The 12,790-nt window shown below is 32.3% G+C and carries 14 protein-coding genes; 9 read left to right on the top strand and 5 right to left on the bottom strand.

Features of this window, described 5'->3' with window-relative positions; genetic code table 11:
* Nucleotides 1-32: 32 nt before the first annotated feature.
* Entirely contained in the window at nucleotides 33-1,655 is a 1,623-nt protein-coding gene (locus tag NHF47_RS06310; protein WP_252764134.1) for a DUF4832 domain-containing protein, read from the bottom strand.
* Nucleotides 1,656-1,752: 97 nt separating this feature from the next.
* Between NHF47_RS06310 and NHF47_RS06305 the strand changes: the two genes are divergently transcribed.
* Nucleotides 1,753-2,061, top strand: coding sequence for a rhodanese-like domain-containing protein (locus NHF47_RS06305; RefSeq protein ID WP_252764133.1), 309 nt, complete (start codon nucleotides 1,753-1,755; stop codon nucleotides 2,059-2,061).
* Nucleotides 2,062-2,156: 95 nt separating this feature from the next.
* Here NHF47_RS06305 and NHF47_RS06300 read toward each other — a convergent pair whose 3' ends face one another.
* Both NHF47_RS06300 and NHF47_RS06295 read right to left on the bottom strand, forming a co-directional pair.
* Nucleotides 2,157-2,786, bottom strand: a complete 630-nt coding sequence (locus NHF47_RS06300) for a DUF4230 domain-containing protein (protein WP_252764132.1) — start codon at nucleotides 2,784-2,786, stop codon at nucleotides 2,157-2,159.
* Between the two features lie 10 nt (nucleotides 2,787-2,796).
* A complete protein-coding gene (locus NHF47_RS06295; RefSeq protein ID WP_252764131.1) occupies nucleotides 2,797-3,741 on the bottom strand; it encodes a GSCFA domain-containing protein in 945 nt (314 codons plus the stop codon).
* Between the two features lie 92 nt (nucleotides 3,742-3,833).
* Between NHF47_RS06295 and NHF47_RS06290 the strand changes: the two genes are divergently transcribed.
* Nucleotides 3,834-4,226: a RidA family protein gene (locus NHF47_RS06290; RefSeq protein WP_252764130.1), complete on the top strand. Its 393-nt coding sequence runs from the start codon at nucleotides 3,834-3,836 to the stop codon at nucleotides 4,224-4,226.
* Nucleotides 4,227-4,294: 68 nt separating this feature from the next.
* Nucleotides 4,295-4,903 (top strand): MarC family protein, encoded by a 609-nt coding sequence (locus tag NHF47_RS06285; RefSeq protein ID WP_252764129.1) that lies wholly within the window; start codon nucleotides 4,295-4,297, stop codon nucleotides 4,901-4,903.
* Between the two features lie 67 nt (nucleotides 4,904-4,970).
* Here the strand turns inward: NHF47_RS06285 and NHF47_RS06280 are convergent, their stop codons facing one another.
* Together NHF47_RS06280 and alaS are read right to left on the bottom strand one after the other, a co-directional pair.
* Complete coding sequence (locus NHF47_RS06280; RefSeq protein WP_252764128.1) at nucleotides 4,971-5,708, bottom strand: hypothetical protein; 738 nt, start codon at nucleotides 5,706-5,708, stop codon at nucleotides 4,971-4,973.
* A 19-nt stretch (nucleotides 5,709-5,727) separates the two neighbouring features.
* On the bottom strand, nucleotides 5,728-8,364 hold the full coding sequence (gene alaS, locus NHF47_RS06275; protein WP_252764127.1) for an alanine--tRNA ligase: 2,637 nt from the start codon (nucleotides 8,362-8,364) through the stop codon (nucleotides 5,728-5,730).
* Between the two features lie 199 nt (nucleotides 8,365-8,563).
* On the opposite strand from alaS, the gene NHF47_RS06270 reads away from it, so the two are divergent.
* The 6 genes from NHF47_RS06270 to NHF47_RS06245 all read left to right on the top strand — a co-directional run bounded on the left by NHF47_RS06270 (nucleotide 8,564) and on the right by NHF47_RS06245 (nucleotide 12,776).
* Nucleotides 8,564-9,541, top strand: a complete 978-nt coding sequence (locus tag NHF47_RS06270) for a M23 family metallopeptidase (protein WP_252764126.1) — start codon at nucleotides 8,564-8,566, stop codon at nucleotides 9,539-9,541.
* A gap of 5 nt (nucleotides 9,542-9,546) precedes the next feature.
* Nucleotides 9,547-9,879, top strand: a complete 333-nt coding sequence (locus NHF47_RS06265; protein ID WP_140997689.1) for a MerR family transcriptional regulator — start codon at nucleotides 9,547-9,549, stop codon at nucleotides 9,877-9,879.
* 11 nt (nucleotides 9,880-9,890) lie between these two features.
* Nucleotides 9,891-10,484, top strand: a complete 594-nt coding sequence (locus tag NHF47_RS06260; protein WP_252764125.1) for a LemA family protein — start codon at nucleotides 9,891-9,893, stop codon at nucleotides 10,482-10,484.
* Between the two features lie 7 nt (nucleotides 10,485-10,491).
* Nucleotides 10,492-10,929, top strand: a complete 438-nt coding sequence (locus NHF47_RS06255; protein WP_252764124.1) for a TPM domain-containing protein — start codon at nucleotides 10,492-10,494, stop codon at nucleotides 10,927-10,929.
* Nucleotides 10,929-11,729, top strand: coding sequence for a YgcG family protein (locus NHF47_RS06250; RefSeq protein ID WP_252764123.1), 801 nt, complete (start codon nucleotides 10,929-10,931; stop codon nucleotides 11,727-11,729). The genes NHF47_RS06255 and NHF47_RS06250 overlap by 1 nt, the downstream gene beginning before the upstream one ends.
* A gap of 150 nt (nucleotides 11,730-11,879) precedes the next feature.
* Nucleotides 11,880-12,776 carry a hypothetical protein gene (locus NHF47_RS06245; RefSeq protein WP_252764122.1) on the top strand — a complete coding sequence of 299 codons (897 nt, stop codon included), beginning with the start codon at nucleotides 11,880-11,882 and terminating at the stop codon, nucleotides 12,774-12,776.
* Nucleotides 12,777-12,790 lie beyond the last annotated feature (14 nt).

Raw genomic sequence — 12,790 nt, 5'->3', positions numbered from 1 at the left:
CGATGTGACAAAATAACTATAAATAATGCGTCTTACTGCTTATTAATTTTCTTAACAATTTTACCGTTTTGCGTTTCAAGATGTAAAAAATAAGTTCCTGTTGGTAAAAATGAAACATCAATTACATTTCCATTTGCTTTCACAAAAACGCGTTGGCCTACCGTATTAAAAAGTTGCATTCTCATAATTCTTTCACTAGTACTAACGGTAATTGTAGCAGACGCTGGATTAGGATAAACTTTTACATCATCTTTATCGAAAGAAGTAGTTTTCAAACTTCCTACTGTAACGGTTTGTGCTAAATTATTCATGCCACTGCTCGCTTCCCAAACGACATCATTCGCTAAACGAATGGAATATTTTGGAATAGTATGCAAAGAGGGCTCATCATCAGGAATAAAAAGATAACTGGAGTAATCTCCTGTAGGTAATGTTCCTAAATCGAACGTTTCATTAAGTGCTATTGAATTTTCCCATTCTCTAATATCTGTATTCATTACATATAAATTATTTTGTAGAGTGGTAGTATTTTGAAGTACTAAATAAACAGGTCTCGCTTTAAAAACGCGGGCATAACCCTGATTCGTTAAATTAATTTGTACATTCAAATTAGTTCCTTGCAATTCAAAAATAGAATTCGTCAAAACAAAACGATAACCTAATTTCCTTTTTATGTCATCAATATGATTGGAATTTGTCCAATTGGTAATATTTTGTTCAAAATAATCCCGGTTCAACAAAGACCAATTGGTATAATCCAATTCTAAAACCGCATTGGCTCCATCGGTTCTCGGTGCGTTTAATCCATTAGTTTCTCCAGACATGGGCACATATTGGGTTTCATTACTTAAATACACATAATCAGGCGTACCTACTGGATTTTCATACTGACTATTCACTTCATAAGTCCCTTGATCGCCATAATCGTTTAAAAAAGCATCATTAAAAAAACCAATTCGTGCCAAAGCCGTATTTTGATAAGCCGTAGCGGGAGTAAGTGGTGTGTTGCCATACATTGATTTTTTTAATAACGGATATCGTAATTGAATGGGTATTTCTACAGGAGTAGCATTTAACATGGCATCTACAACTTCTTTACGATTGAGCCATTGTGTTGTAGTAATAGTACCTTCGGTTCCAAACTCGCTGGAATTGGTATAATACCATTCACCCCAAGTCCCTATAAAACCCGCTTGATGCGTAACTATAATATCTTTATTTTGATATAAAAGCGGTTGTAACTGACTAATATGCGATAGAATTTGTGCTTTTGAAGCCTGTTGTGGCGTACTTCCTTCTGCATTGGAATACGAAAAACGAACAATACATTTAAAGCCAGCTGCTTTGATTCTATCAAAATCCAATTGCATATTACTCAAATAGGTGGCATTGATATTGGTTGTTAAAAAATCTTCCAAAAGAAAATACCGAAAGATTACGCTCACTTTATCCGTTCCAGTGTACCAATTATTCAATTCGGAAATACTAATATTACTATAATTGGGTGTGGTTGCATAATTGGCATTGGTAATCGAATATTTCTGAAATCCTCGCTCTGGATTCGCAAAAATAGCATTAGAAGCGGTGTAATTCACCGTGTTTTGTGACCATAAGGAATGACACAAAACAACTAAGAGTAGTTGTATTTTTTTCATAATTTAGGATGTTGTTTGTTTCTGTATAACGCCAATTCGTAACAATTGTTACAATTCGGTAAGAAATAGCGACTTACATTTGTATAAAAAAGAAAATATGGGATTATTAGATATATTAGGATTAGGAAATAAATCCAATGAGATTAAAGAATTTATGGAAAAAGGTGCTGTTATTTTAGATGTTAGAACGAAAGAGGAATACAATGAAGGACACATTAAAGGTTCTAAAAATATTGCTTTACAAAGTTTAGATTCAAAAATAGGAGAAATAAAAAAGTGGAACAAACCTGTGATTGCTTGTTGTCGTTCTGGAATGCGCAGTGCGCAAGCTACTTCTTTATTAAAACAAAACGGTATCGAATGTATTAATGGTGGTGGATGGACGAGTTTGCAAAGTAAATTGTAAATCAACTATTTTATAAAACCAAATGTACCTAGAAGTAATTTTTGGGTACATTTTTTTGTTTGAGAAAGAAACTACTAATAGTATTCTAAAACAACTTATAACTTTAAATCGGTTTCTTTTTGAATTACATTTCCTTTGTATTGTAAGGTCCAACCCATAGAATTGGTTACCACTAACATTTTGGTAAGTTCAGAAAGCAATCTGTTTTGAGCGTTGCTCTTTAGCGTGGAATTTTCAATTTTTTTAGCTAAACTTTCTTTGGCACTTTTCGCAATCTTATTGTAATCGTCTCCTGTAAAAGCATTAAAGGTAGAAGATTCTGTATTGTAGTATTTGATATCGGGGGAAATTTTGATTTCTTCTTTGGGAATATGAGTAATGGTTACAATTTTACGTTCAGCATCGATATCATAAGTCACTTTACTCAAATCGAAACCCACCGTTACATCTGCATTAATAACTACTAAAGCTTTTTTATCAAAAGTTATTCCAGGAATATAGGTTTTTTTTCTGTCTTTGTAAGTTAGTACTTCTGCAAAATGGCCTTCTGTAACTACTAACTTTCCAACATTTTTAATTTGTTGTTGAATGAGATTGGTATCATTCTCTAAAGTGGTTTCTCGGGAAGGTGTCGTAAAATATTTGTAACCAAAGAAAAGCACCAATCCCAATAAAATAAGGACTAACCATTTTCTTATCTCTGAAAGAGTTGTAAAAAATCCCATAGTTTGATTTTTAAAATTGTACAGAAGGTAATTTCTTCTGCAAATTACTAATTTTTTGCTGGGTAGTATTTACAAAATTCACATGATTTGCACTCAATGGATTAAAAGGTTTGTGTGCAAGCGCTTTTTGGATAGTTGCTACCTCATCCATAATTTCATAAACAGTTGCATCTATTACGGTTTCTTTAAATCGTTGCCAAATATATTGAATGGCAATGGCATTAGGATGCAACATATCTTCCGCATAAAAACGATAATCTCTTAGTTCATCTAATACAATTTCGTAAGAAGGAAAATAAGCTATGTTTAGCAAAGTTTTACTCGTATAAACAGCACTGAGTAGATGCGCTTTACTTACATTATTTTCTACAAAACCATCCTTAGCATGTCGTACGGGTGAAACGGTACATATAAATTGGACCTCTTTATTAATTTGTTGAACCAAAGTGACTATATTCTCTACACTCTTTTGAATGGTTGCTACCGACAATAATTCTTTTGTAAATTGATTTTGCGGTACTTTATGGCAATTGGCCACCACTCTTTCAGAAGCCTTATTTTGATACACCCAAGCCGTTCCTAAAGTAATGATACAATGTGTTAACGAACGTATCTGCGAATGAACATCATTAAGAATCGAATTCAATTGCTTTAAAAATTCGTCTTTATTAGGATGCGAAAGTTCCGAATGCACTTCAAAACAATGCCACGCTTCGTTGTGAAAAAAAATATCGTTTTCTGTAAAAGCAACTTGATTCACAATCCGATGTACAATTCGTTCAAGAGAAACGGGATTAAAAATAATACCAAAAGGATTGGTTACAGTGGAAAATTTATAATAATGGAATTTTTCATCCATATTATCTGCAAAACAAGAACCTAATGACAATATGTTACTGTCATAACTTATAGGCTTACTAAATTTTTCAATGGGTATTTTGGTAGTGAATTGCATATTTTGTACAAATGAATTCAAATTTAATTTAGTTTAAACTAAAAAACTAATTTTTCATTATTAACTTTGACAGTTAAACTTTTAAATTAAATATGAGCCGTATATCAAAAGAATATTGTAGTCCGAATGAAGGGTTTTCTCAAACTGTCGCTGTGACTACAGGAAGTATTAAAACATTGTATATTTCAGGACAAATTGGAGAAGGAATTGATTTAGAAATGCAAACTAGAGCAACATTTAAGAATTTAGAAAACGAATTAAAAACGTGTAAAGCTACATTCAAAGATGTAGTTAAAATGAATACTTACATTGTAAACTTAAATCCCGAAATAGATTTACCAATTTTTAGACAAGTACGAAAAGAATTTTTGGGATATGATAACTACCCTGCAAGTACTTTAGTAGGTGTTCAAACTTTAGGAAAAAAAGAATGGCTCATTGAAATTGAAGCCATTGCAGTGCTTGCAAATCATGAAAACAGTTAACAAAAAGATAATGAGTTGTATATTTTAAAACGAATAATTACATTTATAAAATAGCAATGGAAATATACATGAAAGAAATTATTACAACACTATTATTTTTAATTGCAGTAATTGATCCATTGGGTTCCATTCCTGTTTATTTAGAAGCGACCAAAAACTTTAATAAAAGAGAAAAGCAAAAAGTAGCCAAAAGAGCATCATTTATTGCTTTTTGTATTCTTCTCTTTTTCATTGTGATTGGACAAATCATACTGGAAGTCATGGAAATCACATTAGATGCTTTTCAAATTTCAGGAGGTGTTATTCTTTTCCTTTTTGCTTTAACCATGATTTTTGGAAATGGTAAACCCGAATCCGAAAAACATTTGATTAAAGATTTCAAACACGTTACAATTTTTCCAGTTGCGATTCCTTCTATTGCTTCACCTGGTGCGATTATGGCTGTGGTTTTAATGACCGACAATCATATGTATAGCATTCAACAACAAGCCATAACTACTTTTCTCGTTTTAGTAGTTATAGTTCTTACGATGTTTCTTCTACTAACTGCCAATGTGGTTCAAAAAAAGATAGGCGAATATGGAATTACTGTTATTAGTAAAATTATGGGCTTGATTCTTGCTTCTTATGCGGTACAAAATATATTAAGTGGCTTAAAAGCCTTTTTTAATTTGTAATAAACCTTATAAATCAATAAAAAAGACCTCTTAGGAAACTAAGAGGTCTTTTTTATTTGAATATATTTTAATAAAAATAGTTAACTATTGTAGGTGAAGTACTTCCTGTTGTAGTTGTAATTACTGATGAAGGAAAATCATTTGAATTATAGGTAAACACATTATCAAACCCATTTACTAAATTATTATTTCCATCATACACACGTCTAGAAATAACATTATTTTTATTCCCATGAAAATTAGAAATGAGCTTATCATACCCTGTAACATTTTTAAGAATACCATTTTTATCATCATACACATATTCTGTTGTTGAGTATAAATTGGCACCATTAAAAATTTCAACTTTAGAAACATTTCCTTCATTGTTCAAATAAGTAAAACCACTTTGAGTTAAATTAGTTTGACTTGTAAGTGACCCATTATAGGTTTGAAAAGAAACAGAACCATTTACATTATGTGTATAAACCATTTTAGACCCTAGATTATCTTGATAATACAATAAAATCTCCTGAATCATTTTATGATTGGAATCATATGTATATTGACTTTCAGAAATTACTAAATTAGTCCCAGTATAGTATTTTTTTATATTTACAATCAAATCTCCTGAATATGTAAAAACTTCTTCAATGTCATCCACTATAATTTTTGAAAGTTTATTTCCAGTATATTTATATTGAAAAGTGGTGCCATTTGCTTCTGTTCTTTTTACCAATACAGCATTAGAATTTGATCCATCATCTGAATTACAACTTAATATAAAAAGGCTAGACAATAGTAGTAGTAAAAACTTTCTTTTCATGGTGTTTGAATTTAATAAATTATTTAATAAAATCGACTGCTTTATCTAAAGCTTCTTGAATTCCATTCACATTTTTTCCACCAGCCGTGGCGAAAAAAGGTTGTCCACCACCACCACCTTGGATGTATTTTCCTAATTCGCGAACTACCTGACCTGCATTCAAACCTTTATCAGCTACTAATTCTTTAGAAATATAACAGGTTAACATCGGCTTGTCTTCTGAAGCGGTTGCTATAACTAAAAATAAGTTGGTTTTGTTATTTCCCAGTTCATATGCTAAATCTTTTGCTCCATTGGCATCTAAATCTACTTGAGTCGCTAAAAACTGAACACCATTTACTTCTTTTATTTGAGCTTCTAATTCCCCTTTTAACCGTTTCGCCTTATCTTTTACTAATTGCTCTACTTGTTTTTTCAATTTAGCATTATCCTCTTGCAAAGAACTAACCGCTTTTAAAACGTCTTGTGGGTTTTTCAAGCTTTCTTTAATTTCAGCTAACGTATTTTCTTGAGAAGCAAAGAAATCTTTTACAGCATCACCCGTAATGGCTTCAATTCTTCGAATTCCAGCTGCTACTGCTCCTTCAGATATAATTTTAAAATACCAAATATCCGCTGTATTCGACACGTGAATTCCTCCACATAACTCCATTGAATCTCCAAATTTAATGGCACGCACATTGTCTCCATATTTCTCACCAAACAAAGCCATTGCTCCTTCATCTAACGCTTGTTGGATTGGAATACTTCTTCTTTCTATTAAAGGGATGTGTTCTTGAATTCTTTGGTTTACAAAAGCTTCTACTTGTTTCAATTCTTCCTCAGTTACTTTCGAAAAATGAGAAAAGTCAAAACGTAAATAATTTGGGTTTACCAAGGACCCTTTTTGCTCTACATGCGTTCCTAAAATCGTTCGCAAAGCCAAATGCATCAAATGTGTAGCTGAGTGGTTTTTTGAAGAAGCCGTTCTTAAATCGGTATTTACTTTAGCAACAAAAGCAGCATTTACGTTTTCAGGTAACTGTTTCGCAATGTGCAAAATTAAGTTATTCTCTTTTTTGGTATCGATAATTTCAATTGTCTCATTAGCAGAAACTAAAACACCTCTATCTCCAACTTGTCCTCCTCCTTCTGGGTAAAATGGCGTTGCATCTAATACAATTTGGTACAAAACACCGTCTTTTTTAGAATCTACTTTACGAATACGCGTTATTTTTACCTTATTTTCCGTTTGATCATAGCCAACAAAAGATTCCGTATTTCCTGCTACCAAAATTTTCCAATCATCGGTAGATACTTCTGAAGCCGCTCGAGAACGGTCTTTTTGTTTTTTCAATTCTATTTCGAACTCCTCTTCATTATACGTCATCCCTTTTTCTTTCAAAATAAGAGCTGTTAAATCTTTCGGAAATCCAAAAGTATCATATAACTCAAATGCTTTTACTCCTGAAACTTCATTTCCTTTTGTATCAGCTACAACCACTTCTAACAATTGTAATCCTTGCTCTAAAGTTCTTAAGAAAGAAGCTTCTTCTTCACGAATCACGTTCGTAACTAAAACTTGTTGTTTTTTTATTTCTGGAAAAAATTCGCCCATTTGGTTCGCCAAAACTTCCACCAATTGATAAATGAACGGTTCTTTGGTATCTAAAAAAGTAAACCCATAACGAATCGCACGACGCAAAATTCTACGAATCACATAACCTGCACCATTGTTTGAAGGCAATTGTCCGTCTGCAATTGCAAAAGCAACTGCTCTCACATGGTCAACAATAACACGAATCGCAATATTGATTTTATTTTGTTCCTCAGTTATATTTTTAACTTCATTAGAAGTATATTTTAACCCTGTAATGGCTTCCACTTTATGAATAAGTGGTGTAAATACATCGGTATCATAATTGGAAGTTACGCCTTGCATCGCCATACACAAACGTTCAAAGCCCATTCCTGTATCCACATGTTGTGCAGGTAATTTTTCTAAGGAACCATCTGCTTTACGATTGAATTCCATAAAGACATTGTTCCAAATTTCCACCACTTGAGGATGATCTGCATTTACTAAATCACGACCTGCTACTTTTGCTCTTTCTTCATCCGAACGCAAATCGATATGTATCTCAGAACAAGGACCGCACGGACCTTGGTCACCCATTTCCCAAAAATTATCTTTTTTATTACCTAAAATAATTCGGTCTTCCGAAACAAATTGTTTCCAAATATCGAATGCTTCTTGATCGAAAGGTACATTTTCAGCTTCGTTTCCTTCAAAAACAGATACATACAAACGATCTTTGTCTAATTTTAATACTTCTGTTAAAAATTCCCAAGCCCATGGCAACGCTTCCTTTTTAAAATAATCTCCAAATGACCAGTTCCCTAGCATTTCAAACATGGTATGATGATAGGTGTCAAAACCTACATCTTCTAAATCATTATGTTTACCTGAAACACGCAGACACTTTTGTGTATCGGCTATACGTTTACTTTTAGGAGTTCCGTTCCCTAAAAAATATTCTTTGAATTGGGCCATACCAGAATTATTAAACATTAAGGTAGGATCATCTTTTAGCACAATAGGTGCAGAAGGCACAATTAAGTGATCTTTACTTTCAAAGAATTGTAAATACGCTTTGCGAATGTCTTGTGATTTCATTTAAATAATTTTAAATATTTTTTTGGTTCCTTTTCGGTTCCTCTTTTACCATTAAGAATCAAATAGATGCATTTTAGCCATACAAAAAATCACAAAGTTTCGTTATAAAAAAACAATTAGAATGAAACATTTTTTAATTTTGTTCGTATAACTAACGTATACACCTTTTAATTTGGTGCAAAAATAGTAATTTTAAAACATGTCTAAAGTAAAATATTATTACGATTCTGAAAATTTAGCCTATAAAAGAATAAAACCGCAACGTCGTAAAAAATTTGCTTATGCTTTTCTGTTTTTATTAGCTGCTGCTCTATTTGGTTTTTTGTGTTTAATTTTATTGATTAACACACCTTATTTTGAAACTCCAAAAGACAAATTATTAACCAGTGAGCTTGAAACCATGAAATTAAATTACAAGCTTTTAAACAAAAAAATGGATTTGATGGATGAAGTTTTAAATGCCATTGAAGACCGTGACAATAATATTTATCGTATTTATTTCAACACATCACCTATTAAAGACGAAGAAAGAAAAGCTGGTTTTGGTGGCGTGAATCGATATAAAGATTTAAAAGGCTATGATAATTCGGAGTTAGTAGTGAACACCACCAAAAGAGTCGATCAATTAACCAAAGAATTAGTCATTCAATCCAAATCTTTGGATGAAATTATCGTTTTGGCCAAACAAAAAGAAAAATTATTAGCCGCTATTCCAGCAATACAACCTGTAAAAAACGAAGATTTAAAACGTATGGCTTCTGGTTTTGGGTATCGAAGTGACCCTTTTACTAAAGTTAGAAAATTTCATTATGGAATGGATTTTACTTCACCAACAGGAACTGCTATTTATGCAACAGGTGATGGTGTGGTCTTAAAGGCCGATAATTCGCTTTCGGGTTATGGGAATCATATTGAAATTAATCATGGTTATGGTTATGTTACTTTATATGCTCACTTGAGTAAATATAATTGTAAACCAGGTCAAAAAGTAAAACGAGGAGATATCATTGGTTATGTAGGAAGTACGGGACGAAGTGAAGCACCCCATTTGCATTATGAAGTTATCAAAAATGGAGAAAAAGTGAATCCTATTAATTTTTATTACGGAAGTATTTCCGCAGAAGAATATATTGCGATTTCCAATTTAGCAACCCAAGAAAATCAATCTTTAGACTAATATACATGCATATCGATTTACCAGAAAACAAATTGTATTATAGTATTGGAGAAATTGCCAAAGCTTTTGATGTAAACACCTCATTGATTCGATTTTGGGAAAAAGAATTTGATATTTTAAAACCTAAGAAAAACGCAAAAGGCAATCGAAAATTTACACCTGAAGATGTTAAAAACTTACAATTAATTTTTCATCTGGTAAAAGAACGCGGCTTTACATTAGAAGGAGCTAAAATTCATTTGAAAGAAAACCAAAAGAAAACCTTAGACACTTTTGAAATTATTAGAAAATTAGAACACGTAAAAACACAATTATTACAAATTAAAAATCAACTTTAAAACAGAAAATTATGAAAAAATTCTTACCGTGGTTACTTATTGGAGGTTTACTTATAATTGGAATATTTTGGTACATCGGTGTTAAAAATGGTGCCGTTACTGTAAATGAACAAGTAAAAAAATCTTGGGGAAATGTAGAAACTTCCTACCAAAGAAGAAATGATTTAATTGGCAACTTAGTAAAAACTGTTAAAGGTGCAGCTGATTTTGAGAAATCAACTTTAGAAGCTGTGGTGAATGCTAGAGCTAAAGCTACTGCTACCACAATTGACCCATCAAATATTACTCCAGAGCAATTAAAAGCCTTTAACGATGCGCAAAGCGGCGTAAGTTCAGCATTATCTCGTTTATTAGTAACCGTTGAAAGTTATCCTGATTTAAAAGCGAATCAAAATTTCTTAAAACTACAAGACGAATTAGCGAGTACAGAAAACCAAATTCTAACAGCTCGCACTCGTTTTAATGAGGCGGTAGAAGAATACAACAACTATGTATTAAAAATGCCAAGAAGTATCGTTTTGTCTGATTATAAAGAAAAAGCGTATTTCGATGCTGTTGCAGGTGCTGAAAAGCCAGTAGATGTAGAATTTGATTTTAGTAAATAAAAATAAGATGTCAAAAACAGAAGATTTTTTAACAGCTCAAGAAGAACAAGAAATTGTTCAAGCCATAGTTGCTGCTGAAAAAGATACATCTGGTGAAATCCGAGTACATATTGAAGAGCATACTGAAAAACCTCCGCTCGAAAGAGCTCAGGAGGTTTTTTTAGCTCTTAATATGCAAAACACTAAAGATCGTAATGGTGTGCTATTTTATGTAGGAGTAGCCAATAAACATTTTGCCATCTTAGGCGATGAAGGCATTAACAATGTTGCAGGAGCAGATTTTTGGAATTCTACCAAAGATATTGTTATTGAACATTTCAAAAACAATCAAAACAAAGACGGTTTAGTAAAAGGGATTATCGAAGCAGGTAAGCGTTTGAAAGACTATTTTCCGTATCAATCAGACGATATTAACGAATTACCTAATGAAATTTCAAAAGGATAATGATACAATTTATATTTAAATCAATCCAATACTTCTTAGCCATTGCTTTATTTCTAATTCATGCTTTGGGTTTTGCACAATTTGATATTCCCAAAAAACCTACCTTTCAAACGGCTGTTTATGATTATGCTGAAGTACTAAACGAGCAGGAAGAAAAACAATTAGAAAATAAATTAGTTCACTTTTCTGATTCTACCACTACTCAAATTGTTATTGTCACCATTGCTGATTTAAAAGGAGAAAGTATTGGTATTTTAGCTCCAAAATGGGCGCAAGAATGGGGAATTGGTCAAGCCAAAGAAGACAATGGAGTTATTATTCTACTATCTAAAAATGATCGAGAAATATGGATTTCGCCTGGATATGGATTAGAAGACAAGTTAACTGCTGGAATAACTGGTGAACTGGTTCGTAATGTTATCATTCCTGAATTTAAAGCAGGTAGTTACTATCGAGGTTTAGATAAAGGTACAACGGCAATCTTTGAAATCATAAAAGGAACGTATAAAGGGACTCGAAAAGGCAAAAGTGGCAGTGGTTTTCCAATAGCTTTTTTTATCATTTTCTTTATCATACTCATGATTATTATTTCCAGAGGTAGAAACAATGGTAGAAATGGAGGTTCAGGAAGATCTTCAGGTTCCGATTTAATGGATATGATTATATTAAGCAGTCTTGGTCGTGGAAGTGGCGGTGGCAGTTTTGGTGGTGGTTCATCAGGCGGTTTTGGAGGCGGTGGCTTCGGTGGCGGCTTTGGCGGAGGCGGTTTCTCTGGTGGTGGAGCAGGCGGAAGTTGGTAACATTCCTTAACGTATAAAAAATAAAAAACACCTTTTGTCAAGGTGTTTTTTTATGCTATTAAAAATATAAATTAACTTTTTGTAATAAATATTTTATAAATAACGATATTTGTAAGGTTTATTAAAAAGTATGTCCCCAAATTTCGATAAATGAAAAAAACGTTATTAACCTATAGTTTGTTTCTATTCACGTATGGTTCTTTTTCTCAAGAACTATCCAATGGCCAATTAAACAGCAATTGTGTTGGCAATGGCTTTACAGCTCCTTCCTGTGTTTCTAGTTGGTTTGCCAGTCATGGAAATCCTTTTGTACAAGGTACTATTCCTAAAAACACTTGGGCAAAACTAACCACTAATGAAGAAGGTTTAGAAGGTATTTTTACCCATTACGAATTTATTCCAGGTAAAACCTATCAAGTTTCTTTTAAAGTAAAAATCACAACCACTATAGGTGCAGTTGATAAAATACTTACTAGTGCCAATGTAAAAGCCGTTACGGATTTAACGTCCAATTTCAATACAAAAAATCCAATTTCACCAAATGATAGTGAAATTATTTGGACTAAAAACATTACTCAAAATAGTAAGGATTGGGAAAGCGTATCTATTTCATTTACGCCTCAAAAAAGCAATTCCCAATTATGGTTTTACACCTCAATAACTACTGGAAAAAGCATACCGACCAATAAGTATTCTCAATTTGAAATTGATGATATTAGTATTACAACTTCAGGTCAAAAAAAAGTAACTGTTACTGAAAAAAAGGAAAGTACTGTTGTTACTACCAATTCGTACAGAGCTTTAGAATATATTTTTCCAGAGCATGTTTCAAAAAATGATTTTTTAAATATTCGAATTAATTCAGGAGAAATAAGCGACATAAAAATTACAGATTTAGCGGGTAACACCTTTACATCCGAATTTAAAGTTCTAAGTAAAAACTACATTACTTTTCAACTTAGAAAAGAACTTTATGAAGGCACCTATGTGGTTAAAGCTACCAAAAAAGATGGAACAATAATCACAAAAAATATTACTATTAAATAAAAAAGGTGCTCTGT

It is taken from the genome of Flavobacterium sp. NRK F7, from assembly GCF_024054195.1.
In the GTDB taxonomy this organism is placed as follows: Bacteria; Bacteroidota; Bacteroidia; order Flavobacteriales; family Flavobacteriaceae; genus Flavobacterium.
This window is presented reverse-complemented; position numbering and strand designations above follow the sequence as displayed.